Consider the following 23,083-nt stretch of genomic DNA (forward strand, 5'->3'; position numbering starts at 1 on the left):
TAAGTTAGTTTTTTAACCTTGTTAAGTAAAAGTTATAACTGCTTTAATTCGAAAGCTGTAAAAATTGACTTTAGTAAGGTTTGGTTCAATGTCGCTTAAATTGTTTTCTTTATAAATCACAATTGATTTATTGTGGTTTGTCGAGAAAAGTATAACAATTTATGAACTTGTAAAAATACCTTAGGTATTTTCTGTCGTGTAAACAAAAGATGTTTTTGTAAAAATTGATTCATTAGCTTTTGATTAGTCATGTTGGTTATTATTTGATAGAAACAAATATAGAAATCGACCTAAAATGACAGTTTTGAAAACGTCCAAAATACTATTGATTTTGATTAAAACAAGCTTTAAACCCCAAAAAATTAAGGGTAAAAATGTGTTTTTAATATTTTTTCTTACTTTTTATTTAGTATTATCTTTTTCTATTTCATGCAAAAGATAAATCAGGTTTAAAATGTGTTTAAATAAGTGAAAATTAATGGTGATATAAGCCGTTGATATTTAAGTAGAAAGTAATTTTAATCTCTTACTGCTTACTATTTGCTGTCGAGATTTTAAAAACCATACGCATTGGTTATTTGCTAAAAGATTGGTTTAGTTTTTTTGTAAGAGACAAAATTAAAAAACAAGACAAAAAAAAGACGTCCTGTTGAGACGTCTTTGAAATAGAATATTTGAAATATTATCTTTTGCTGCTTTTATAAGGATGTTTTAATGTCGCTTTTCTTGCCGTCAATACTAATTGTAAGGCTTACGATTCCTTTTTCCAGATTATGATCAGCATTTGGTTTAATACTGATTTCAGGAGCTTTAGAACCATTGTAAGGATATACGATACTTATGAAATCTTGTGTTTTATTATCGATCTTATTTTTTTCGAATACAAAAGCAGGTCTTGGAGTTTCTTTACCGTATGCATAAGATACTTTTCCATCTTCTTCACTAAGAGCTATTTTATCTGAATTTAAAGATTGTATCAACAAGTTGTTGCCGTCTTCATAAGTGGTATATACCTTATTATTAGTTTTGTCAAAAAATGGTTTGCTGTCTTCTTTTAACTGAAAATGAACTCCTAATTTCCCAACCGCATTTCCAATAGCTTTATCAATGATCAAGAAATATTTTTTATTAATAAAAAGCACACTTCTTTGATGGTTTAAATCTTTATAACTTGGATTTGTGTAGGTTAAAATATCTAAATTTTGTCCAGTCTGCCATTTGTCTTGTTTTGCTTTGGTGATAACCATATTTTGGTTGTCTAATGTCAAGGTGCTGTGTACTTTGGTTTGGCGATACCAATTTCTCATTTTGGTAACTTCCGCATCGCCGCTGTAAATGTAACAGCCTGTATCAGGCATAAAATTACGTCCGTTATTCCAAAGTTCAAAAGTTCCATTATCAGGTTGCGCATGAAATTCTCCCGGAGGGCCGGCTTTTAAAATCATTACCGTTGACTGTTCGTTCCATCCATTTCTAAAGGTATAAAAACCGCCGTCTGGCAATGCATTTGATAAGTTCGACGGTAATTTTCCTGATGCGCCATCTGTTGCAAAATATTTGATTTCTTCGTTTTCAGGGAAAGCTTTTGACCATACTGCAAATTGTTTTAGTCTTGCATTTTTTTCAACCAGCCATGCATCGCCAAACATTGGAATGTTGTAGTTAGGAAAAGTGATATTTGCCAGTGCAATAATCATCTTTTCAATTGTTTTTGAAAAAGAATCTGGAAATTCTTTTTCAACTCCTGCCATTTTAGCTGAATTATATGCCTTTAAGAAAATATCAATTGTAGCAACATGATAAGTTGGCGAAAGTTCCCACTGAACTCCATCTGGCAATACCTGTGATTTTATTTCACGGTTTAAAACGTCAATTCCGCTTTTACGCCATGCAGCCGCATCTTTTAGTTCTGGAAAAAAAGCGCCAGCACCTAAAATTCGTTGTGCTTCAAACAATAAGTGATTTCCATCTTTAGTGTAATGAGCAGGAATATAGGCAGCTTGTTTAGCATAACAGTTTAAAAACTCAATTAAAAAAGCTGGTGTAAAATTTGGAGAAGGCACAAACAAATTGAAAGTACCAGGCAGACTTTGTACACGATCAGAAACTTCCAACGGACGCCATGCATATCGATCATTGTCTTTAGAAAGTCCTAAAGGATTCTTTTTCTCCCAATCTCTAAATTGAGAAATCCATTCTTTTGCATATTTTTCATCTCCAGAACTTCTATACACAATTCCCATAGGCTGCCACCAATTTACTCTGTGAAGCTGCCAGCGCATTTCGTTATCTTTTATAGGCCAATAATTCCAGTCTATATCTGCACCGTAATCAAAATAGCTGTAACCTTTTATCGGTTGAAATTTATGCTGCAAAGCATTGTCGGCTTTTTCCTGATTCGCTTTTCCAACATCTTTCCCTTTTAATCTATTTTCATCTCCTACATTAAATTCAGGATGTTTTATGTTTTTGCGATTGCGGTAGTAACTTAATAATTCTTTTGCTGCATCATTGTATTGTGCTGCGTCAAAGAGTTTTTTTGTTTTTTCTAAACCTGGATAGTTTAAATTTACAACGTCAAAGTTTTCTTTTTTAATTGGAGTTTCTTGAGCATTGACAAAGGATATTGTCAACGAAAGAAACAATACGCTTATACTGTTTTTTAGGTTTTTCATTCAGATTTTTAATTTAATTAGTTGCATAGATTGTGGTTATTTTAATAAAATTAAAAGCTGTTTGATTTCAGTTTTTCTGAATTCCAAAGATAGCTTCGTAAAGTTTTTGTTGTATCACTAAGGCAATAAAAATTGTACTGAGTTTTTTAATCTTTTAGGGATTAAGGTTTTGTTGAATTTGGCTTATTTTTCCATTTATGGTTAATGTTATATCAATTTTACCATTTGACAGATCATGTCCTTTATTCTCGATGATTTTTATTTCTGGTGGTTTGTTACCAGTGTATGGATAAAGTATAGAGATAAAGCCTTGTGTATTTTCATTGTTTTTAGGTTTTTCAAATACAAAAGCGGGGCGATTTGTCTCTTTTTGATATTGGTAGGAAACAAAACTGGATTCTTCTTTTAAAGTAACTTTATCTTTATTAAGAAGTTGAATAACGAGATTGTTTCCATCTCCGTAATTTGTAACGATGCTGTTGTTTACCTTATTTATGCTCGCGTTGCTATCTTCTTTTAAATTGTAATGAATTGCTAAATTGCCTCTTGCGGTTCCAATTGCTCTGTCGATAATGATGAAAAAAGTTTTATCTACGAACAAAAAGTTTCTTTCATGATTTAAATCCTTGTAACTTGGATTTAGGTACGAAAGTAATTGAAGATTTCCATCTGGCTGCCACTTAATTAGTTTTGCATCATTTTGGATGTTTTGATTATCAAGAGTTAAGGTTTGATGTGCTTTCGTAGAACGATACCAATCTCTTTTACTGTTTTCTTGATTGCCAACATTTGCATAAACAAAACTACCAGCGTCAGGAGTAAAGTCACGACCTTTTATCCAAAGAACAAAATTTCCGTTATCAGGTTGAGAATGAAACCCGGCGGGAGGTCCAGCTTTAATTTGCATTACAGTTGATGTTGTGTCCCAGCCGTTTCTAAAGGCATAAAAACCCGCATTGGGCAGACTGCTGGAAAGATACTCAGGTTTCAAACCTGATTTTCCGTCTGTAGCATAATATTCAATTGTTTTATTTTGAGGAAAAACCTTTGCCCATACTTGATAATTTTTAAGCATGGCACTTTTAGTTGTTAAGAAAGAGTTGCCATATAATGGAAATGTATAGTCAGGAAATGAATATTTACCAACTGCCAATATCATTTTTTCGACTAGATTATGATAGCTTTCTGGAAACTCTTTTTCTACACCATTCAATTGTGCAATTTGCAAGGCATCTAGAAAGATCTTAATTGTACCAATATGATAGGATGGAGACAACTCAAACTGAACTCCATCAGGTAAAACTTGTTTTTTGATTTCGTCGTTTAAAACTGTAATACCGCTCTTACGCCATGTTTCGGCATGATTCATTTCTGGAAAAGAGCTTCTGGCATACATCATATGAAGTGCTTCGTATAAGCGATGATTTCCAATATCGGTATAATTATTCATTACATAATCAGCTTGCTCCTTATAAGAATTTAAAAATTCCATTAAAAATGCAGGAGTAAAATGCGGCGAATTAATAAACATATTAAAATACGACGACCAGTGATTAAGTCTAAAAGAAACTACAAAGGCTTTCCAAGCATACTGTTTATCATCAGGATAAGCGCCTTGTTTGTTTTTTTGGATCCAATCGCGTACTTCAAACACCCATTCTTTTGCATATGTTTCATTACCAGTACTATTGTAAACAATTCCTAATGGCTCCCAAAAAGCAGTACGATGCAAAAAAGTAGTCAGCAATTGATCTTGAACAGGACGATACTGCCAGTTGATGTCTTTTCCGTAATCGTAAGCAGGATAGCCTTTGTGCGGTTTAAATTTGTGCAATAAAATATCATTCGCCAGTGCTAAGGTATTGTCGCTTACTTTTTTACCAGCATATTTTTGTCTGTCAGTAGGGTTAAAATCTAAATTTTTAACATCAGTACGACCGCGATAATATTTTAAAAGCTGTTCACTGGCATCTTCGTACTTTTTTGCAGTAACCAATGCTTTTACTTTTTCAAGTCCCTTATAATCTAGATTAATAAGGTCGAAACTCGTTTTATTTATTTTGGTTTCCTGTCCTAAAATGTTTTGTACAGAGAACAGAATAAATGCAAAAATGAATAGGTATTTGTTAGTCTTCATCTTTAATTTATGGAGTTACGATTTCTCTGGAAAATCTATTTTTTTAATTTCAGCATATCTTTTTAATGCCTCTAAATAATAATAATCTGCATAATCCAGTGGTGTATCAATTTCAGAATTGTATAAGAAAGCTCCAACACTATGTTTTAATAGGAAGTAATTGTTCTCGCCTGGTTTAGCTAAATAAGCTTCTGATGATAAGGATTTTAGTATTTCTTCAGCATAATCGAAGTATTTTTTTCCGTCTTTAACCTGAGTACTTAAATCAAGTAAACCTGAAGCTATTACTGCGGCAGCCGATGCATCTCTAGGAGCTAGTTCGTCAGTATCCATCGCATTATGAACATCAAAATCCCAAACCGGAACTTTGTCTTTTGGCATACGAGGGTGGTTCATTATAAACGAAGCAATATTTTCTGCCTGTTGCAAAAACTTCTGATTTTTAGTATTTGCATAACACATCGCATAACCATAAAGTCCCCAAGCTTGCCCGCGTGCCCAAGCCGAATCGTCTGTTACTCCTTGGTGTGTTGCTTTGCGCAGTACTTTGCCCGTTTTTGGATCGTAATCTACCAAATGATAAGAACTATAATCTTTTCTAAAATGGTTTTTAATTGTTGTTAAAGCATGAGAATTAGCAGCATTTGCATAATCGGGCTTATTAAATTGATTAGCGCCCCAATACAAGTATTCAAGATTCATCATATTGTCGATAATAACAGGGTAGTGCCACCAAGCAAAATCCCAAGAACGAATGGCTCCAACTGTTGGACTAAAACGTGCGTATAAATTTTGGGCACCATCTGCAAGTGCAGGAAGATAAGTTTTGTCGCCAGTTATTCTGTAGGCATTCCCATAAGAACAATAAAGCATAAAGCCCAAATCATGTGTGTTTTTTATATGTCGGATAGAATCAAGTGCTAGAGTGAATTTTTGTGCATCTTGAGCTAGTTTTTTGTCGCCGGTTAATTCATATCCGTACCAAAGACTTCCAGGAAAGAATCCAGTTGTCCAATCCGTTAGACCAGCAAGTCTAACTGTTCCGTCGGGATTTGTAGAACGAGGGTTTTTTCCAGGTTTATACGTTTCTGCAGCTTTGCTCAGCTGGTAATGGATTACTTCAGATGTTTTTTTTAACCAATCCAGCGAGGGATCATTTTGATTGGTTTGCGAAAACGAACTGAAGGTAATTAGAAAGGCAGTAAAAAAGAGGTTAAAGGTTTTTTTCATAGTTTAATCGTTTTTAGATCTATATCCATTTTGATTGGATTTTTACAAAAGCGAAGTTAAACTTGAGATGCAAATTCGTCTTTCAGTTTTTGTTATAATTGTTTTGAATTTGTCTAAACACTCCTGTTTTATTGGGATTTTTTAGTAATTCTATTGAAAATAGTACAAAAACAAAAACGGTCTGAAAAGACCGTTTTTGTTTTAAAATAGAATTAAGAAATTCCCGCTTTTATTCTTTCACTATTACGATTGTTGCTTTGTAACCTGTACCAACATTCCATTGACTAGCTTCAATAACAACACCTTTATCATCATAAACTTGAAACTCTGCTGTATTTGGTGAAGCAGATCCTTCATTCAAAGCTTCAAAGTCAATTTTATTAATTCCGTTTACCAAATTAATTTTAAAACCTTTAAACTCTCCATCTAAGCTTACTTCTGGTTCAACCACTTTATCGTTTAAATATACTTTTATTTTATCGCCGTCTACAAAAGCAGCATCACGATAACGAATTGTAGAAGTAAAAGAGGTGGTTTTAAAACTTCCTAAAAATTGATTTCGTCTATAAAAAATACCATCAACATTTGACTCTTTTTTATATATACTGGTATCTTTAAAAAGCTCCTCTGGATTAACTTTTAAAGGATCTGGTTTTTCGGCAGCAACGGGTGGTTCTGCTTTTGGAGTATTTTCTTTAGGAGGAGGAATTACTTCTTTAATTTCTGCATTCTTTTTAGGAATCGGTTTAAATTTGGCATTGAGTTCATCCTGCGAATATCCTTGTAAGCAAACACTAAACATAATAACTAAAAAAACTATTTTTTTCATATCTCTGAACTATTTATTTATGGATTAAACACTATTGAGGTGTATTTATAAAAACAATTAATTGAAATATTTATTGTCTTTACAGATAAATTAATGCACTCAATGCGAAAATTAATAGATGCAGTTTGAGTTCAAAGTTTTTATATTTTTCTCTCTTTTTAGATTGTACTGGTTTTTCTTTCGGCGGGTCTAAAATACCAAGACACAATAGTTAAAACGATTAACAATATTGGACCAAAATAATCCTTAGCAGAATCTCCTACTGCAAAATGTGAAAAAACAGCTCCCGTCATGGCAAAAAAGAATCCGGCATATGCCCATTCTTTTAATAAAGAAAATTTAGGGATTAAAATTGCAATAACTCCAAGAAGTTTCCATACACCCAAAAGAGTTAAAAAGTATAAAGGATAACCTAAGCGCGTTATCATTTCAGTTTCATCTTTTATTTTTAATAATTGCACAATTCCTGTTGCAGTCATTCCTAATGCCAGCCAAAGCGTAGCAATCCAATAGATAATTTTGTTTCTTTTACTCATAATATTTTAGTTTAATGTTTTACTCAAAATTTCTTGTAATCGATTATGTGCCATATTAATACCTTGTGCAAAAGGCATTTTTAATGTTTGATCTCTAAGTTCAATAGATCTGTAAATAATTTGAATAGTAAGTCTGCTGGTTTCGTCAGTGATTTTTTCAAATTCTAAAAATTCCAATTGAGGAGAGAAGTTCGTGTTTTCCATTTCAAAAGTTCGGGTTATTTTTTGATTAGGAATATATTCATGTATGACACCATTTGCTTTAAAAACTATATTTCCATTAGGATCTGAAGTTTCAAACTGCCAGCCGCCGTGTTTTTTATTTTCAAGTTTCAGTACTTTGGTTCCCATCCATTGCTCTACAAATTCGGCTTCGGTATATCCTTTGAAAAGTAATTCCAACGGAAGATCAAAATCTCTAGTAATCACTAATTGCTGCTGTCCATTTACAGCGCTGACTTTAGTTTTTGGTTCCATAATATTAATCGTTTTTGGGTTTATAGTTCTTCATTATACTTTCTAATTTATTAAACCTGTCATCCCACATTTTGCGAAAAGGTTCAATAAAATTGTCGATTTCCTTAATTTTTTCTGGATTTAAATGATAGTGAATTTCTCTTCCCGTTTGTGTTTGGTGAAGTAACTCACATTCACTCAATATTTGTATGTGTTTTGAAATAGTCTGTCTAGACGATTTAAAATTTTCAGCAATAGCTCCCGGAGTCATTGCTTGTATGGCCACTAAGCTCAAAATAGCTCGGCGGGTAGGATCGGCGATTGCTTGAAAAACATCTCTTCTAATTTCCATTGTGCAGTTATTTGACTGCAAATATAATGCAGTTATTTGACTGCGCAATGTTTTTTTCAAACTTTTTTCATAAAAAAACTCCTAAACGAGTAGTTTAGGAGTTTTGAATGTCTTTATTTTTTTTGAATTATGATTCTGATTTTAAAAATGTTACATTAAACTTAAGTTAGATTTTCTTAAGTGTAAGTTTCATTTCCTTGGTATCTAAAACCAGTTCATCTGATGTAATCGTGCTTTCACAAGGGTATGGAGTACCAACTTCATCTTTTATCACTAAACTTTTTCCACCTTTTGTCAATGCATAAGTACCATTTGTAATCTCTCTAGTTAAAAAGCCAGTTACGTGCCCATCTTCTGTAAAAGTTAGGGTTCCGTCGCTTAGAATAACTGCTTTTAAAGAATCTGAAAGTGGCATTTTAGCTTCTACAGCAGTAATTTTCCAAGAATTTACTAGTTTATTTCTACCCTTAGCGCATGAAATAATTAATACCGCAGCCAATGCAATTCCGAAGATAAATAATTTAGATTTTTTCATGATTTTGTGATTAAAAATTAGACAGGAAAAGTTACAAAAAAAAGTATTACTCCTAACATTTTATTAACACAAAATGAATTAATGTATCTGATTTATAATATTTTATTGAAATTGCTGATGCCTTGCTCTGATTTTGTTTATTTCTAGAAAGGCTTGGTACGATCCCGTTTTCTGTCTGCTAAAAAAAACTAGTTTAGAGTCAAAGCACCTAAAATTTCTTCGTACATAAATGGTCCTCCCGGATACTTAGCAGTATAATCGAGATTCATCCATACCTGACCACGTTCATCAATGTGATAGTGAATTTTCTTTTTATAACTTTCCTTTGGAAAAAGCACATTTTTGATTAGATAATTGACTTTTTCCAAATCGATTAAAGAACCAATTAGTATTTCAGGATATATATGTCCTTTTGTGTGAATTAATCGCGGAGTACCGCCAATAGAACGAATTGCGGCCGCCATTAAAATAGAATGATCGTCGCAGTCTCCAGAAAAATATTCTAATGATTCGCTGGCGGTTGCAATATAATCGCCTTCTTTTGGATCATTTACATAATTCCAACGGCTGTTTATCTCTTTAAATACAGCAAAACATTGAATTATAGTTCTATAGTCAGAATATCCTTTTATTCCTTTAAAATGTTTAGTAGTCGCCATGATAGCAAAATTCCTAACTTTTGGATTTTGATATTCGATTGCGTTTATAATTTTTGATTTGTTTGGAAACGGAAGCAGTTTTGCAACAATAATATCCTGAGGAAAAGGATTGTCTGACATGGTGTAAATCATCGAATTATAATCCTCAGAGATTTCGCTGAAACCATAATTTCCAATGACCGTTCCATAAATTAGAATCAATAAATAAACAGCAACACATAAAATTATTATGGTTCGCAGCAACATTAAGAGAAAGAAAATTGCAGCAAAAACGAATATAAAAATAAACACACGATCTAAATTGAATGCCCAATTTAAATCGCGTAAATTTTGATGCAGTATGATAAAAATGGGTATCGTTATCAAAAGACTCAACAGCATAATAATCACCCTATCCCAAGGTGATTTCACCTGTAATTTGGATTTTAATTGCGGAAAGTCAATTTTAGGAAAATTTATCATAAGAATCGAAAGCAGTTTTTACAGCGCTTTTACCGTTTCAACAAAAGTACTTTTTTTATCAATAATTCCCAGATCAAATAATTGATTTTGGATTTTGATAAAAGCTTTCTCATTTAAATGTTTTTGAGACCATTGTGTTAATTTCAGCCATTCTTGAATGTCTTCTACTTTTTGATTGAATAATTCCGCTAATGTTTTGTCAATACTCGGAATTTGAGCAAAATCAACCGTAGTTTTGTTTATAATTTCTAAGACTTTTTCAACTACTTTTGGATTTTTCTTCAAAAATTCGTCGCGAACTGTTATTACAAAAGACGGCCATGGAGTAGGACAGTCGCCAATGCGTCTAAAAACACCTTTATCTACAAGTGGTTTTGTCATAAAACGTTCCCACATAAAATAATCTGCAGTTCCGTTTGTCAAAGCTTCAACAGCGCCATCAATTGTATTTATAATCTCAAATTGCAAATCATCACTATTCCAGCCTTGCTCGTTTGCATTAACATAGGCCATCAATTGCGAGCCTGATCCAATTCTAGAAATCGCAGCTTTTTTATTTTTTAAATCTGTAATATTCTTAAAATCAGATTTTGCAGCCACGTGAATTCCCCAGATTAATGGCGATTGCACATAAATTTGAACAATTTTACTAGGATTCCCTGCAACAATATCTTTTACAATTCCTTCGGTCAAAATAACTGCCATATCCGTTTCTCCGTCGCGCAGCATTTGGCACATTTTACCAGTTCCTTCTGGAATATCTTTCCATTGCAAATCAATATTTTCTGCTTCAAATTCACCATTTTCAATGCATAAATGCCATGGCAGATTGAAGTGTTCCGGAACACCTGCAATTTTTACCGTTTTCATTGTAGTTAAGTTTAAGTTAAGTTTGGTATGCGTATTTAAGTTTGTTTAGTTTTTTAATAAATCAGCTCGATGTTTTTCAGAAAGACACGGCTCTGCAAATTCAAAAACAGAAAGCGTTTCATATTCATTTAAAACACTTCGCACAATCGAATAATCTGTTTCTCTTGCAATTTCGACAGCTAGAAAAGTATCATTTAAACTTTCAGACAAACAATTAATTGCTTTCAGTTTTTCGATTATAATTTCCTTGTCAAAATCTTTTTCTAAAATTAAAATCTGAACTATCGAATTTCCTGAGCTTTCAATCGTTTTTTGATAGACCAAACGTTCTTCTTTTTCATCTAGTTCGGCATAAAACAAATCGTCTGTTGCAATTAATGCTCCAAAAAAAGGAATATTATCTAATTTAAAAAGTCCCTTTTCTAAATCTACAATTTCAGCCCACATGGTTTCTGAAACCGTATCTTCTAAATAATCACTATAGTATTTGAATAGGATTTTTTTATGTGTTTCTGCCATTATTTATTTTGTAATATTTTTTTTCGCAATCTCTTTTCATTATCTAATTCTCAAATTGACCAATTATCTAATTCTATGAATTGCTTAATTAATTTCACTTATTATTGCTTTCAATGGAGATATAACAATTCTATAACCATCAGGATCCTGAAACATTTTTCCGTTTTCATTCCAAAAAGGATTTACGGCAGTTATAGTAGAAATGTTATGATGCTCAAGCTTATCTATTAATTCGTTATAATCTAAAATTGTTTTTGGATAAAGGATAATAACATCATCTTCATCAAAAGAATGATTGGCTTTTACTTTAGATTGTGTAAACTCAAAATGCCAGTCTAAACCTGTTTTTCCAATAAAAACGCCGTCATAATCTTTATGATTCTGAAAATCACCTAATCGCTCAAAACCAAGAATATTGATATAAAAATTTTCAATTATTTCTAAGTTATCCGTGTGTCTTGCAACTCTTAAAAACATAATTTTAGATTTTTAAATTATCTTATTTTTAAATTAGCAGATTATTTGACATCAACCTTCTAATTTTTCAATTAAAATTATGAAGCAAATAAAAAGCAAAAATCCAGCAAACAAATTCTTTTGAGATGTGCTAAATCCATTATTATCGGTGCTTTCATTATCATGATCCCAATAGTAATCTAAACTTTTAGGATATTTTCTTCAATAGATGCGTTTAGGATTTGGAAAAACATCCATCTAAATAAACCTCCTATACCTAGGGTGAATTTTCTTATTGGTTTGAAAATCAAGTGATCAATTACAAAACCAAACATTATTTCCCCGCTAATTTATTCAATGTATAAGTAATAAGCTCATCAACTGCTCTATAAGGATCCTCACTGAATGTTCCTGACGCACGGTTGGCAATAATGGCATTTAATGATAAAGCATTATGACCTAAAAGCGCCGAAAGTCCATAAATTGCAGCTGTTTCCATTTCTAAATTTGTGATTCTTTCATCCTCAAATTTAAAATTATCCATTTTACTATTTAATTCCTCATCCTGAATATTCAAACGTAAAACTCTTCCTTGCGGACCATAAAAACCTCCAGCAGTTGCAGTAATTCCTTTAAAAATTTTATCAGATTCTATAAGTTGTTCCAGTTTTTCTGAACACGGAATTATATAAGGTCTTCCTTTACGGCTGTCCCAATTAGTATGTTTGATAAAAGCATCTTCAAGCGCTGCATTTGAAACTTCGTCGATTAAATAGGAGCGAAGCATATTATCTAAACCAAGTCCAAATTTCGACATTACAAAACTGTCTACAGGAATATCTTCTTGTAAAGAACCAGAAGTTCCAATTCTTATAATATTTAATGAAGTTAGGTTTTCTTTTGGTTCACGGGTTTTAAAATCGATGTTTACCAAAGCATCTAATTCATTTACAACAATATCAATATTGTCAGGGCCAATTCCCGTTGATATTACAGAAATTCTTTTGCCTTTGTAAATTCCAGTTTGAGTTTTAAATTCTCTTTTTTGCGTCGAGTATTCAATTGAATCAAAAAATTGAGTGATTTTTTCAACTCTATTTTGGTCACCAACAAAAATTATATCATTGGCAATATGTTCAGGACGAAGGTTTAAGTGGTAAACACTTCCGTCTGGATTAAGGATTAATTCTGATGATTGTATCATTTTTTTTTAAGTTCTAAGGTTCTGATATTCTGAGGTTTTTTGTTGAGATGCACGGCTGTGTGTCTTGTTGAAATTCCAATTTTAAAATTGAGATTTTCTATTTATCCTCCAACGCGTTTTGTTTTAAATCCTTTTTCTTTTAAAATAGCCATAATTTTATCGCGGTAATCACCTTGAATAATTATAGAATCATCTTTAAAAGTACCGCCAACGCTTAATTTGGTTTTTATTTCTTTGGCCAATAGTTTAAAATCTTCATCGCTTCCTTCATAACCTTCTATTATGGTAGTTGCTTTTCCTTTTCGTTTTTCAAACTTGCAGATCATGGGTTCTTTCTGAATGTAAAGAACATGATCCTGCTCTTGAACCTCTTCTGGTTCGTTTGATTCGATATGATCGGGGAATAAATTTTTTAATTGATCTTTAAAATCCATATGTTTTCTTCTTCTAAAAAAATAAGCTCCAATTTAAAAATTAAATTCCAAATTCCAATGAAAGTTTGGAATTTGGAATTTTTAAAATTGAAACTTAAATAAGTTTTATTTTTTGATTAAACCTAGATCTACCAAACGTTCGTATAAATAATCACCAGCGGTAATATCTTCGAACTTCTTTGGGTTTTCTTCATCAATACAATTTTCTAAACAATCTAAACGCATATCACTTACAGGATGCATAAAAAACGGCACAGAAAAACGTGAAGTTCCCCATAATTCTCTAGGTGGATTCACTACTTGGTGAATAGTTGATTTAAGTTTATTATTAGTATGTCTAGACAACATATCTCCAACATTAATAACCAATTCGTCATCGGCTGCAATAGCGTCAATCCAGTCACCATTGTGGTTTTGAACTTGAAGTCCTTTACCTTGAGCGCCCATTAATAATGTAATCAAATTAATGTCGCCGTGAGCCGCTGCACGAATTGCGTTTTCTGGCTCAGAAGTAATTGGCGGATAGTGAATTGGTCTTAAAATAGAGTTTCCGTCTTTTGCATATTGATCAAAATAAAATTCATCTAAACCAAGGTGCAAAGCTAATGCTCTTAATACATAAACACCAGTTTTTTCAAGCATCTGGTAAGCTTCTTTTCCTACAGCATTAAAACGAGGCAACTCAGTAACTTCTACATTTTCAGGATATTCTGATGCGTATTTTGAGTTTTCGTCAACGTATTGGCCAAAATGCCAAAATTCTTTCAAATCTCCCTCTTTGCGTCCTTTAGCATGCTCTTTACCAAAAGAAACATAACCTCTTTGTCCGCCAATTCCAGGAATTTCATAATTATGCTTAGTTTCTACTGGCAAGGCGAAAAATTTTCTAATTTCACCATAAAGTTCGTCTACCAATTGGTCGTCAAGAAAATGACCTTTTAGGGCTACGAAGCCAATGTTTTCAAATGCACTGCCGATTTCATTTACAAATTTTTGTTTACGTTTCGGGTCGTCCGAAAGGAAATCACGTAAGTCTACACTAGGAATGTTTTGCATACTTTACATTTTTATTTAAGAAAAAAAGGCTTTAAAAGCCTTTATATAACAAAGGTAGAGAATATTTTAGAATTGAATTTTAAAAGTTATAATAAAATTAAAATTTTATAACATAAATAAGTAAAATTGTTATATTTTTTTATATTTGATATATAAAAACCAAGAACTATGATCTTTTATAGAGAAAAACTTACAGATGAGCAGTTGTTAGACCTATACAAAAAACTGCTTAAGCCGCGTTTAATCGAAGAAAAAATGCTCATTTTGATTCGGCAGGGTAAAGTATCTAAATGGTTTTCGGGAATAGGGCAGGAAGCAATTTCTGTTGGTGTAACTTCTGTTTTAGACGAGTCGGAATATGTTTTGCCAATGCACAGAAATCTTGGAGTTTTTACTACACGAAATATTCCTTTGCACCGATTATTTTCGCAATGGCAGGGAAAAGCAAATGGTTTTACAAAAGGGCGTGACAGAAGTTTTCATTTTGGAACTCAGGAATATAATATTATTGGAATGATCTCGCACTTGGGGCCGCAGTTAGGAATTGCTGACGGAATTGCGTTGGCGAATAAACTTCAAGATAATAAAAAAGTTACGGCTGTTTTTACTGGCGAAGGCGGTACAAGTGAAGGCGATTTTCATGAAGCATTGAATATTGCAGCTGTTTGGAAACTTCCTGTAATGTTTGTTATTGAAAATAATGGCTACGGATTGTCTACGCCAACGAAAGAACAATATTCTTGCGAGAATTTAGCCGATAAAGGAATTGGTTATGGTATTGAAAGTTATATTATAGACGGCAATAATATTTTGGAGATTTATAATAAACTGTCAAAATTAAAAGCAGATATGCAAAACGATCCGCATCCTGTTTTGCTCGAGTTTAAAACTTTTAGAATGCGCGGTCACGAGGAAGCAAGCGGTACCAAATATGTTCCGAAAGAATTAATGGAAGAATGGGAAACTAAAGATCCTGTTGTAAATTATAGAAACTATTTAACCGAAATTGGAGTTCTTACAACTGAACTTGATGAAGAGTTTCACAATGAAATAAAACAGGAAATTGACGAGAATCTTGCCATCGCCAATGCTGAACCTGAAATAATACCTATTTACAGCGGCGAATTAGAAGATGTTTATAAGCCATATCAATATGAAGAAATTATTTCAACATCCGAAAGCAAGAATATTCGTTTTATAGATGCTATTCGTAATAGTTTGGAGCAGTCGATGCAGCGTCATAAAAACCTTGTTATGATGGGACAAGATATTGCTGAATACGGTGGTGCTTTTAAAATTACCGACGGATTTGTAGAGTTTTTTGGTAAAGATCGTGTTAGAAATACTCCCATTTGCGAAAGTGCAGTTGTTTCGACTGCAATGGGATTGTCTATAAATAATTATAAAGCAATTGTCGAAATGCAGTTTGCTGATTTTGTTTCAACGGGATTTAATCCAATAGTCAATTTGTTGGCAAAATCACATTATCGCTGGGGCGAAAAGGCCGATGTTGTGGTTCGTATGCCTTGCGGCGGCGGCACTCAGGCGGGACCGTTTCATTCTCAGACAAATGAAGCTTGGTTTACCAAAACTCCAGGTTTAAAAGTAGTTTATCCTGCTTTTCCTTATGATGCGAAAGGTTTATTGAATACTGCGATTAACGATCCGAATCCAGTTTTGTTTTTTGAGCATAAACAACTGTACAGAAGTATACATCAAGATGTTCCTACTGATTATTATACAATTCCGTTTGGTAAAGCAGCTTTGTTAAAAGAAGGAACTTCGGTTACGATTATTGCTTTTGGTGCTCCAGTACATTGGGCGTTGGAAACGTTAGCGAAATATCCTGAAATAAAAGCGGATTTAATCGATTTAAGAACATTGCAGCCACTTGATACTGAAACTATTTTTGCCTCAGTAAAAAAGACAGGAAAAGTGATTGTTTATCAAGAAGATACTCTATTCGGAGGTATTGCAAGTGATATTTCGGCTTTAATTATGGAGGAATGTTTCGAGTATTTGGACGCTCCAGTAAAAAGAGTGGCAAGTCTCGATTCGCCAATTCCGTTTACAAAAGCCTTAGAAGATCAATTTTTGCCTAAAAATCGTTTCGAAGAAGTTTTGTTAGAATTGTTGAAATATTGATTGTAAAAGTTATATAGTTTTGCATAATGAACATTTTTTTTATCTTTAAACCATAAAAAAATAAATTATGAAAAAACTGTTTGTTTCAATTTTTGCGATTACGCTGCTTTTTTCCTGTAACAAAAGTACTAAGTCTAACGAAGATAAAGCTTTAGATGGAAAATTTGATAAATACAAAGACGGCTTTGTAACGGCTTTGTGGGAAATTAATCCTGGCTGGGCTTCTGGCGTTGGTTACCATAAATACGATAGCATATTATCTATTTATGATGCGAATGAAGAGAAAAGACAACTTGATTTTGTTAATGCGCAATTAGATTCATTAAAACAATTTAACGTTGAGGATTTGTCTGATAATAATAAGACCGATTTTCAAATGATTAAAAATCAGCTCGAAAGTACTATTTTTAGTATCAAAGAGATGAAGTCGTCTGAATGGAATCCTTCTGAATACAATGTATGCGGAGCTTTTGCCGAAATTTTAAACGGAAATTATGATTCTCTTGAAGTGCGTTTGCGTGCCTTTAACAAAAAGATGAACGCAGTTCCTGCTTATTATGAAACTGCCAAAAAGAACATTAAAAATCCAACTGTTGAACATACAGAACTTGCAATAGCGCAAAACTTAGGTGGATCTTCTGTTTTTGATGCCGATTTAAAAACGGCTTTAGAAAAAAGTAAATTAAGTGCTGCTGAGAAAAAAGAAATGCTTGATAAAGCTGCTATTTCGATAAAAGCAATCTCAGATTATGCTGCTTGGTTAAAAGCTTTACCGAATAAAACTCCGCGATCTTTTAGACTTGGTTCAGCACTATATGCTAAAAAGTTCAATTTTGATATCCAATCTAGTTATACTCCTGACGAAATTTATAAAATTGCTGTAGATCATAAAAAAGATCTGCACGATAAAATGTTTGTTCTGGCTGATAAACTTTGGACAAAATACAAAGGAAAAGATCCAAAACCAGCTGATAAATTAGATTTAATCAAGCAGGTTATTGATAAAATATCTTTACAGCACACCACTCCAGAAAAATTTCAGTCTGAAATTGAGAAACAAATTCCTGAATTAACAGCTTATGTAAAAGCTAAAGATTTATTATACATCGATCCATCAAAACCACTTGTGGTTCGTAAAGAGCCTGCGTATATGGCGGGAGTTGCAGGTGCATCTATTTCCGCACCTGGGCCTTATGATAAAAATGGAAATACATATTATAATGTAGGAAGTATGTCTGGCTGGACGGCTGAAAATGCTGAAAGTTATTTGAGAGAATACAACGATTACATTCTTCAGATTTTAAATATTCACGAAGCAGTTCCGGGACATTACACACAATTAGTTTACAGTAATCAATCTCCAAGTATCATTAAATCTATTTTAGGAAATGGTGCAATGGTTGAAGGCTGGGCTGTTTATGCTGAAAAGATGATGTTGGAAAGTGGTTACAAAAACTCTGACGAAATGTGGTTGATGTATTACAAATGGAATTTAAGAGCAACTTGTAATACTATTTTAGATATTAGTGTTCATACAAAAAACATGTCTAAAGAAGCAGCGTTAGATTTATTGACCAAAGAAGCTTTTCAGCAGCAAGCTGAAGCTGATGGAAAATGGAAACGCGTAACTTTATCTCAAGTGCAGTTATGCTCTTATTTTACAGGTTATACTGAAATTTATAATTTAAGAGAAGAACTTAAAAAGAAAGAAGGAGATAAATTTAATTTGAAAAAGTTCCATGAGAAGTTTTTAAGCTTTGGAAGTGCTCCAGTTAAATACATTAAAGAGTTAATGCTTTCTGAGGAATAGATTTCTGAAAAGTATAGTTTTAAAAACAGGTTTGGTAAGATTAATAATCTCGTCAAACCTGTTTTTTTATGCTAAATAATTTCTGAAAACAATAGTTTAATTTTCTGTTTTGTCAAATTCAAACAACTGCACTTGACTTTTTAATCTGTCAATCAATAAATTCATCATGCGTTTGTTTAAATCAGAAGAATTTTGGATATAAGTATCGTATTCTTCAATCGTAAAAAGCGCCATAACAATTCCTTTTAGAGAATTTCGAAACTTAATATCTTTTTGAATCGAATTTTCTATAGTCTGGAGTTTCTTTTCGATGGTGTACGAATAAAAATCGGCTTTGTTTTTATTTACATAATTAATAAAAACGGCTATGAATAAATCATTTTGAAGCTTTAAAATAGGTCTAATCGTTTGATTTTGAAATAACTCATCTGCCGAAGATTGAGCACTTACAGTTCCTAAAGTTTCGCCTCTGAATTCTTTTAAAAAAGTGTCTCTATCTGCCATGTTTTTTCTTTAAATTTATAAAAATTTCAAATACAAAAAACTCTATTTTTACTTTTATAAATTAAAATTATGCGATTTCATACTAGAAAGTGGGTTAAGCCCGAAGATTTAAATCCTAACGGAACTTTATTTGGAGGAAAATTATTAGCGTGGATAGATGAAGAGCTGGCGCTTTATACTATAATTCAGTTAGAAAATCCGAGAGTTGTAACCAAACATATGTCTGAAATTAATTTTAGAAGTTCAGCAAGACAAGGAGATATTGTCGAGATTGGGATTGATGTGGTTAAATTTGGAAATACTTCGGTAGTTTTAAAATGTGCAGTTAGAAATATGATGACGCGTGAAACCATTATTACAATCGACGAAACTACAATGGTAAACCTCGATGAAAATGGTAAGCCTAGTGCCCACGGAAAAACTCAAATTGAGTTTGTAAAAGATCGCTTGTAAATTACTTAAATCATTATAAATGATATAAGTAAATCATACAGCAAATAAGTTGTGAGTAATATTAACTTATGTCAAAATAAATATATACTATGAATTTAAAATCACTTTTGTTTCTTTTTTCGATTTTTGCACTTATCATTTCTTGTAATTCTAAAGAAGAAAAAACAGGTTACAAACAAGTTTTTTACCGTGCCGTAAATAATAATGATACTGCAATTTTGGTTTTAAATATCAGTGATAAACGTTTTTTTGGACGTTATGAAATATTGTATAATAGGATTGGTAAAGATTCAGGAGATGTAAGAGGCGATATAAAAGGAGATACTTTTAGAGGCGATTTTCATTTTATATCTAATGGAGGAAGCTGGAAAAGAGTTCCTTTGGCTTTTTTGCGAAAAGAAAATAAACTAGTTTTAGGGAATGGTGTAGTGGGGACTTATATGAACCTTCCTTGTTTTTTGCCGGGAACTTTAAATTATAAAGACCCAAAATTTACTTTTGAAGAGGTTAAATAGTGAATTTAGTTTTTGATTTCAAGATGTTTTTTACAAAAACTTTGCTTTTAGTTCTGGCGTAGGAATCATGCAGCTTTCTTTCTTGCCGTACCATTTGTAGCGATTAGCAGCAATATAATCGTAAATGTAATTTCGAAGCTTTTCTGGAAGAATTTTAAAAATTGCCATTAAACTATACAATCCGCCCAAATCTTCGGCAATTTCGATTACAGCGTCAGATTTATAATAGTAAGCAACACCAGGATTGTACATAATGATACTGTCAATTTTAGTTTGATCAACGCCAATATAAGTACAGATTTCTTTTCCTAAGTCAGATTGCAAAGCCACAAAACGGAAAGTATCTTTTTTATCGTGTTTTATAACAAATTGAACGGCGTTGCTGCATAAATTGCAAACGCCGTCAAATAGTATTATTTTTTTGTTCTCTGCAGTTTTTTGAAGCAGCGAAACAATTTCACTCTGTTTTTCCATTTTATATATCTGCTTCATTTCATTGTTTTCCGAATAAAGCTCCAATTTGGATCTAAAAATCCATTGATGATTAAGTATTAAGAATCAAGTATTAATAAACAACTATCAACCAAAAATCAAAAACCATCAACCATCAACTATTTCTTAGCAGCTTCAACAAGCTCCAATTCGTCTAAACTTACTTTTGAGGTAAAGATACCGTAGTTTACCGTTGCTTTATTTTTTTCGATAGAATCAATACTTCCCACAGATCTTCCGTCGAGCATTCTAACTCTATCGCCAACTTTTAAAATAGGTTTTGGTTTTTCGATAACTGGTTTGAGTTTCTTTTCCTTTTTCTCTTTTCTAATCTCTTCCACTTTCACAGAAACCTCTGCAATTACTTCTTTTTTCTTTTCAATAATTGCTTTACTTTCTTTTGGAGTTGCTTTTTTACGTTTAGAGTTTTCGATTTCAACAATTTTTAAAAACTCGCCAATAAGTTCTTTTTTGTTTTTATTGTTAAAGTATTTTTCTGCAATATCTTCGATTTTTTGACCAATGTAAATTGTTTTCTGATTGCTGTCGTATAATTCCTGATAGCTTTCTAGTTTTTGTTTGATTTTTACATTGATGTTTTCCATCTTTTTGCTTTCCTCGCGTGCTCGAGTTTCTTCTTCTTTTAAATTTAAAGAAGTTTTTTCCAGTTTCGATCTTTCTTTTTGAAGTGTTGCGATGGTCTTGTCAAAGCGAACTTTTCCAACTTCGATTTTCTTCTTTGCACGGTTAATCAATCCAAATGGGATTCCGTTTTTTTGAGCAACCTCAAATGTAAACGAACTTCCTGCTTGTCCTAAAGCCAATTTATACATTGGTTCAAGCGATTTTTCATCAAACATCATATTTGCATTTGTAGCAAAAGGTAATTCGTTTGCCAAAATTTTCAAATTAGAATAATGCGTTGTGATAATTCCAAATGCCTCACGATGGTAAAATTCTTCTAGGAAAATTTCGGCTAAAGCACCTCCTAATTCAGGATCAGAACCTGTACCAAATTCATCAATTAAAAACATGGTTTTCTTGTTGCATTTCTTCAAGAAATAATTCATGTTTTTTAATCTGTAGCTGTATGTGCTTAAATGATTTTCGATAGATTGATTATCTCCGATATCTGTTAAAATTCGATCGAACAAGAAAGTCTCGCTTCGCTCATGCACAGGAATCAGCATTCCAGATTGCAGCATCAATTGCAGTAAACCAACTGTTTTTAAGGAAATAGTTTTACCTCCGGCATTTGGACCAGAAATTACAATAATTCTATTTTCTTGTTTTAATTCAATAGTCTGCGGATGCGTAACTTCGTTTTTTTGTTTGTTATTTAGATATAAAATTGGGTGATAAGCTTCTCTAAAAAACAATCTTCTTTCTTCTGTAATCGTTGGTAAAATGGCATTAATTCGGTTAGCATATTTTGCTTTTCCAGCAACAACATCAATATCACTCAGAAATTCTTGGTATTCAATTAAAAGCGGTAAAAACGGACGAATTGAATTTGATAACTGTTTTAAAATTCGAGTGATTTCTTCTTTTTCCTCGTATTCTAAATTGCTTAATTCACGCGAGTATTTTAAAGTTGCTTCTGGTTCGATGTAAGCAATACTTCCTGTTTTAGAACTTCCTAAAATAGAACCTTTTACTTTACGACGATACATAGCAAGAACAGCCAAAACGCGGCGATTTTGAACAAAACTTTCTTTAATGTCGTCCAAATATCCTAAGCTGTTGTATTGTGTCAATGCAACACCAAAACTTTGGTTCACTTTTCCGCGTACTAAATTCATGCTCTGACGGATGCTCAAAAGAGCAGGAGAGGCATTGTCTTTTATTTCACCGTATTTATCTACAATTGCATCAATTAAAGAAACAATGTCTTTTGTATACTCAACTCTTGAAGCCCTTGCATTTATATTGGGATAATAATCATCAAACTTTTTTAGAAAAGTAAGCAAGGTATTTGTTGTTGACGAAAGTGTAGCAATTTTTCTAAAACTTCCTACTTCTAGAAAACTGTCTTCGATTGCCAGAAATTTAATTTCGTGCGTTATTGCATCAAATCCGTGATTTGGCAATGCGTTATTATTTTGAAAAGAAGAAACATACTCTGAAGTTTGCATTAAAGCCTGCATCAATGTTTCTTTATCTCTAAAAGGTGTTATTTGTAAAGCTTTTTCTTTTCCAATATCTGTGTTACAGCCAGCCGAAATAGTTTCGAGCACCGTTGGAAATTGTAAATCTTGTAATGTTTTTTCGGTAATAGATATCATTATATATCGTAAGTTGTAAGGTTTCAAAGTTACAAAGTTTTAAAAACTAAATAGTACTATTGGTTAGTAGTTTGAAAAAAACTTTGCGTAATTTGTGATAAAATTTTAATTGATGAAAAAGGAATTAGTTGATTATGAAGATAATTTAGTTTTTGGAATTATTAGAAATAATATTTTGAATGGAAAATTAGAATATAAAAAAGCGAAAGTTTTTGTAAGTGGTTCAGATATAGATTTTAAGGATGAAATTAATACAGATCCATATGTAATAAAAGTAGATGTTGCTGGTTTCGACGAAGAGTTAATTAAAGAAGCAATTGTTAAAATGTCAAAAAGTTCCTTTATTGAAGGAGACGGTTTTAGTTTTTCTACTTCTATATCTTCTGCATGGTGCAAAGAGGAGAGCTGGCTAGAAATTAATATATCGCACTTTTTATTTTATACTATTTTTGAATTTAACTTATAATTT

General features: G+C 32.4%; 23 protein-coding genes. 5 read left to right on the forward strand and 18 right to left on the reverse strand.

Annotated features, from left to right (window positions below; translation table 11 throughout):
- Positions 1-698 precede the first annotated feature (698 nt).
- From hepC (BOW55_RS03680) to BOW55_RS03750, 15 genes are all read right to left on the reverse strand, one after another.
- The gene (gene hepC / locus BOW55_RS03680) at positions 699-2,675 is read right to left on the reverse strand and encodes a heparin-sulfate lyase HepC (RefSeq protein WP_129023022.1); all 1,977 of its coding nucleotides are present in this window, start codon (positions 2,673-2,675) and stop codon (positions 699-701) included.
- Between the two features lie 154 nt (positions 2,676-2,829).
- Positions 2,830-4,812: a heparin-sulfate lyase HepC gene (hepC, locus tag BOW55_RS03685; protein ID WP_129023023.1), complete on the reverse strand. Its 1,983-nt coding sequence runs from the start codon at positions 4,810-4,812 to the stop codon at positions 2,830-2,832.
- 15 nt (positions 4,813-4,827) lie between these two features.
- Complete coding sequence (locus BOW55_RS03690) at positions 4,828-6,042, reverse strand: glycoside hydrolase family 88 protein (RefSeq protein ID WP_129023024.1); 1,215 nt, start codon at positions 6,040-6,042, stop codon at positions 4,828-4,830.
- A 229-nt stretch (positions 6,043-6,271) separates the two neighbouring features.
- Positions 6,272-6,871 carry a hypothetical protein gene (locus BOW55_RS03695; protein ID WP_089055515.1) on the reverse strand — a complete coding sequence of 200 codons (600 nt, stop codon included), beginning with the start codon at positions 6,869-6,871 and terminating at the stop codon, positions 6,272-6,274.
- A 158-nt stretch (positions 6,872-7,029) separates the two neighbouring features.
- On the reverse strand, positions 7,030-7,407 hold the full coding sequence (locus BOW55_RS03700) for a DoxX family protein (RefSeq protein ID WP_129023025.1): 378 nt from the start codon (positions 7,405-7,407) through the stop codon (positions 7,030-7,032).
- Between the two features lie 6 nt (positions 7,408-7,413).
- Entirely contained in the window at positions 7,414-7,884 is a 471-nt protein-coding gene (locus BOW55_RS03705) for an SRPBCC domain-containing protein (protein WP_129023026.1), read from the reverse strand.
- Positions 7,885-7,888: 4 nt separating this feature from the next.
- On the reverse strand, positions 7,889-8,215 hold the full coding sequence (locus tag BOW55_RS03710) for a helix-turn-helix transcriptional regulator (RefSeq protein WP_099718160.1): 327 nt from the start codon (positions 8,213-8,215) through the stop codon (positions 7,889-7,891).
- Between the two features lie 166 nt (positions 8,216-8,381).
- On the reverse strand, positions 8,382-8,750 hold the full coding sequence (locus tag BOW55_RS03715; protein ID WP_089055511.1) for a hypothetical protein: 369 nt from the start codon (positions 8,748-8,750) through the stop codon (positions 8,382-8,384).
- Positions 8,751-8,938: 188 nt separating this feature from the next.
- The gene (locus BOW55_RS03720) at positions 8,939-9,871 is read right to left on the reverse strand and encodes a transglutaminase family protein (protein ID WP_089055510.1); all 933 of its coding nucleotides are present in this window, start codon (positions 9,869-9,871) and stop codon (positions 8,939-8,941) included.
- 18 nt (positions 9,872-9,889) lie between these two features.
- Positions 9,890-10,741: a substrate-binding domain-containing protein gene (locus BOW55_RS03725; RefSeq protein WP_129023027.1), complete on the reverse strand. Its 852-nt coding sequence runs from the start codon at positions 10,739-10,741 to the stop codon at positions 9,890-9,892.
- A 45-nt stretch (positions 10,742-10,786) separates the two neighbouring features.
- Positions 10,787-11,260, reverse strand: a complete 474-nt coding sequence (locus BOW55_RS03730; protein ID WP_129023028.1) for a DUF4265 domain-containing protein — start codon at positions 11,258-11,260, stop codon at positions 10,787-10,789.
- Positions 11,261-11,344: 84 nt separating this feature from the next.
- Positions 11,345-11,737: a VOC family protein gene (locus tag BOW55_RS03735; protein ID WP_089056750.1), complete on the reverse strand. Its 393-nt coding sequence runs from the start codon at positions 11,735-11,737 to the stop codon at positions 11,345-11,347.
- Positions 11,738-12,050: 313 nt separating this feature from the next.
- A complete protein-coding gene (locus tag BOW55_RS03740; RefSeq protein ID WP_129023029.1) occupies positions 12,051-12,920 on the reverse strand; it encodes a nucleoside phosphorylase in 870 nt (289 codons plus the stop codon).
- Between the two features lie 101 nt (positions 12,921-13,021).
- The gene (locus BOW55_RS03745; RefSeq protein ID WP_089056753.1) at positions 13,022-13,354 is read right to left on the reverse strand and encodes a translation initiation factor; all 333 of its coding nucleotides are present in this window, start codon (positions 13,352-13,354) and stop codon (positions 13,022-13,024) included.
- A gap of 105 nt (positions 13,355-13,459) precedes the next feature.
- The gene (locus tag BOW55_RS03750) at positions 13,460-14,410 is read right to left on the reverse strand and encodes an isopenicillin N synthase family oxygenase (RefSeq protein ID WP_129023030.1); all 951 of its coding nucleotides are present in this window, start codon (positions 14,408-14,410) and stop codon (positions 13,460-13,462) included.
- A 168-nt stretch (positions 14,411-14,578) separates the two neighbouring features.
- Between BOW55_RS03750 and BOW55_RS03755 the strand changes: the two genes are divergently transcribed.
- Together BOW55_RS03755 and BOW55_RS03760 are read left to right on the forward strand one after the other, a co-directional pair.
- Positions 14,579-16,555, forward strand: a complete 1,977-nt coding sequence (locus BOW55_RS03755) for a thiamine pyrophosphate-dependent enzyme (RefSeq protein WP_129023031.1) — start codon at positions 14,579-14,581, stop codon at positions 16,553-16,555.
- Positions 16,556-16,622: 67 nt separating this feature from the next.
- Entirely contained in the window at positions 16,623-18,365 is a 1,743-nt protein-coding gene (locus BOW55_RS03760) for a DUF885 domain-containing protein (protein ID WP_129023032.1), read from the forward strand.
- A 96-nt stretch (positions 18,366-18,461) separates the two neighbouring features.
- Here the strand turns inward: BOW55_RS03760 and BOW55_RS03765 are convergent, their stop codons facing one another.
- Positions 18,462-18,869: a glyoxalase gene (locus BOW55_RS03765; RefSeq protein ID WP_129023033.1), complete on the reverse strand. Its 408-nt coding sequence runs from the start codon at positions 18,867-18,869 to the stop codon at positions 18,462-18,464.
- A 69-nt stretch (positions 18,870-18,938) separates the two neighbouring features.
- Here BOW55_RS03765 and BOW55_RS03770 point away from each other — a divergent pair, with 69 nt between their 5' ends.
- Complete coding sequence (locus BOW55_RS03770) at positions 18,939-19,322, forward strand: acyl-CoA thioesterase (protein WP_129023034.1); 384 nt, start codon at positions 18,939-18,941, stop codon at positions 19,320-19,322.
- Positions 19,323-19,411: 89 nt separating this feature from the next.
- Complete coding sequence (locus BOW55_RS03775; protein ID WP_129023035.1) at positions 19,412-19,837, forward strand: hypothetical protein; 426 nt, start codon at positions 19,412-19,414, stop codon at positions 19,835-19,837.
- A 30-nt stretch (positions 19,838-19,867) separates the two neighbouring features.
- Here the strand turns inward: BOW55_RS03775 and BOW55_RS03780 are convergent, their stop codons facing one another.
- Positions 19,868-20,311 carry a thiol-disulfide oxidoreductase DCC family protein gene (locus BOW55_RS03780; RefSeq protein ID WP_129023036.1) on the reverse strand — a complete coding sequence of 148 codons (444 nt, stop codon included), beginning with the start codon at positions 20,309-20,311 and terminating at the stop codon, positions 19,868-19,870.
- A 137-nt stretch (positions 20,312-20,448) separates the two neighbouring features.
- Positions 20,449-22,614: a DNA mismatch repair protein MutS gene (locus tag BOW55_RS03785; RefSeq protein WP_129023037.1), complete on the reverse strand. Its 2,166-nt coding sequence runs from the start codon at positions 22,612-22,614 to the stop codon at positions 20,449-20,451.
- A gap of 112 nt (positions 22,615-22,726) precedes the next feature.
- On the opposite strand from BOW55_RS03785, the gene BOW55_RS03790 reads away from it, so the two are divergent.
- Positions 22,727-23,080 (forward strand): hypothetical protein, encoded by a 354-nt coding sequence (locus BOW55_RS03790; RefSeq protein ID WP_129023038.1) that lies wholly within the window; start codon positions 22,727-22,729, stop codon positions 23,078-23,080.
- Positions 23,081-23,083 lie beyond the last annotated feature (3 nt).

The sequence above is a fragment of the Flavobacterium sp. YO12 genome (assembly GCF_004119495.1).
Taxonomy (GTDB): domain Bacteria; phylum Bacteroidota; class Bacteroidia; order Flavobacteriales; family Flavobacteriaceae; genus Flavobacterium.

Coding starts and splice junctions, on each gene's coding strand:
- hepC (WP_129023022.1), bottom strand. CDS start 2,675: ATGAAAAACCTAAAAAACAGTATAAGCGTATTGTTTCTTTCGTTGACA.
- hepC (WP_129023023.1), bottom strand. CDS start 4,812: ATGAAGACTAACAAATACCTATTCATTTTTGCATTTATTCTGTTCTCT.
- BOW55_RS03690 (WP_129023024.1), bottom strand. CDS start 6,042: ATGAAAAAAACCTTTAACCTCTTTTTTACTGCCTTTCTAATTACCTTC.
- BOW55_RS03695 (WP_089055515.1), bottom strand. CDS start 6,871: ATGAAAAAAATAGTTTTTTTAGTTATTATGTTTAGTGTTTGCTTACAA.
- BOW55_RS03700 (WP_129023025.1), bottom strand. CDS start 7,407: ATGAGTAAAAGAAACAAAATTATCTATTGGATTGCTACGCTTTGGCTG.
- BOW55_RS03705 (WP_129023026.1), bottom strand. CDS start 7,884: ATGGAACCAAAAACTAAAGTCAGCGCTGTAAATGGACAGCAGCAATTA.
- BOW55_RS03710 (WP_099718160.1), bottom strand. CDS start 8,215: ATGGAAATTAGAAGAGATGTTTTTCAAGCAATCGCCGATCCTACCCGC.
- BOW55_RS03715 (WP_089055511.1), bottom strand. CDS start 8,750: ATGAAAAAATCTAAATTATTTATCTTCGGAATTGCATTGGCTGCGGTA.
- BOW55_RS03720 (WP_089055510.1), bottom strand. CDS start 9,871: ATGATAAATTTTCCTAAAATTGACTTTCCGCAATTAAAATCCAAATTA.
- BOW55_RS03725 (WP_129023027.1), bottom strand. CDS start 10,741: ATGAAAACGGTAAAAATTGCAGGTGTTCCGGAACACTTCAATCTGCCA.
- BOW55_RS03730 (WP_129023028.1), bottom strand. CDS start 11,260: ATGGCAGAAACACATAAAAAAATCCTATTCAAATACTATAGTGATTAT.
- BOW55_RS03735 (WP_089056750.1), bottom strand. CDS start 11,737: ATGTTTTTAAGAGTTGCAAGACACACGGATAACTTAGAAATAATTGAA.
- BOW55_RS03740 (WP_129023029.1), bottom strand. CDS start 12,920: ATGATACAATCATCAGAATTAATCCTTAATCCAGACGGAAGTGTTTAC.
- BOW55_RS03745 (WP_089056753.1), bottom strand. CDS start 13,354: ATGGATTTTAAAGATCAATTAAAAAATTTATTCCCCGATCATATCGAA.
- BOW55_RS03750 (WP_129023030.1), bottom strand. CDS start 14,410: ATGCAAAACATTCCTAGTGTAGACTTACGTGATTTCCTTTCGGACGAC.
- BOW55_RS03755 (WP_129023031.1), top strand. CDS start 14,579: ATGATCTTTTATAGAGAAAAACTTACAGATGAGCAGTTGTTAGACCTA.
- BOW55_RS03760 (WP_129023032.1), top strand. CDS start 16,623: ATGAAAAAACTGTTTGTTTCAATTTTTGCGATTACGCTGCTTTTTTCC.
- BOW55_RS03765 (WP_129023033.1), bottom strand. CDS start 18,869: ATGGCAGATAGAGACACTTTTTTAAAAGAATTCAGAGGCGAAACTTTA.
- BOW55_RS03770 (WP_129023034.1), top strand. CDS start 18,939: ATGCGATTTCATACTAGAAAGTGGGTTAAGCCCGAAGATTTAAATCCT.
- BOW55_RS03775 (WP_129023035.1), top strand. CDS start 19,412: ATGAATTTAAAATCACTTTTGTTTCTTTTTTCGATTTTTGCACTTATC.
- BOW55_RS03780 (WP_129023036.1), bottom strand. CDS start 20,311: ATGGAAAAACAGAGTGAAATTGTTTCGCTGCTTCAAAAAACTGCAGAG.
- BOW55_RS03785 (WP_129023037.1), bottom strand. CDS start 22,614: ATGATATCTATTACCGAAAAAACATTACAAGATTTACAATTTCCAACG.
- BOW55_RS03790 (WP_129023038.1), top strand. CDS start 22,727: ATGAAAAAGGAATTAGTTGATTATGAAGATAATTTAGTTTTTGGAATT.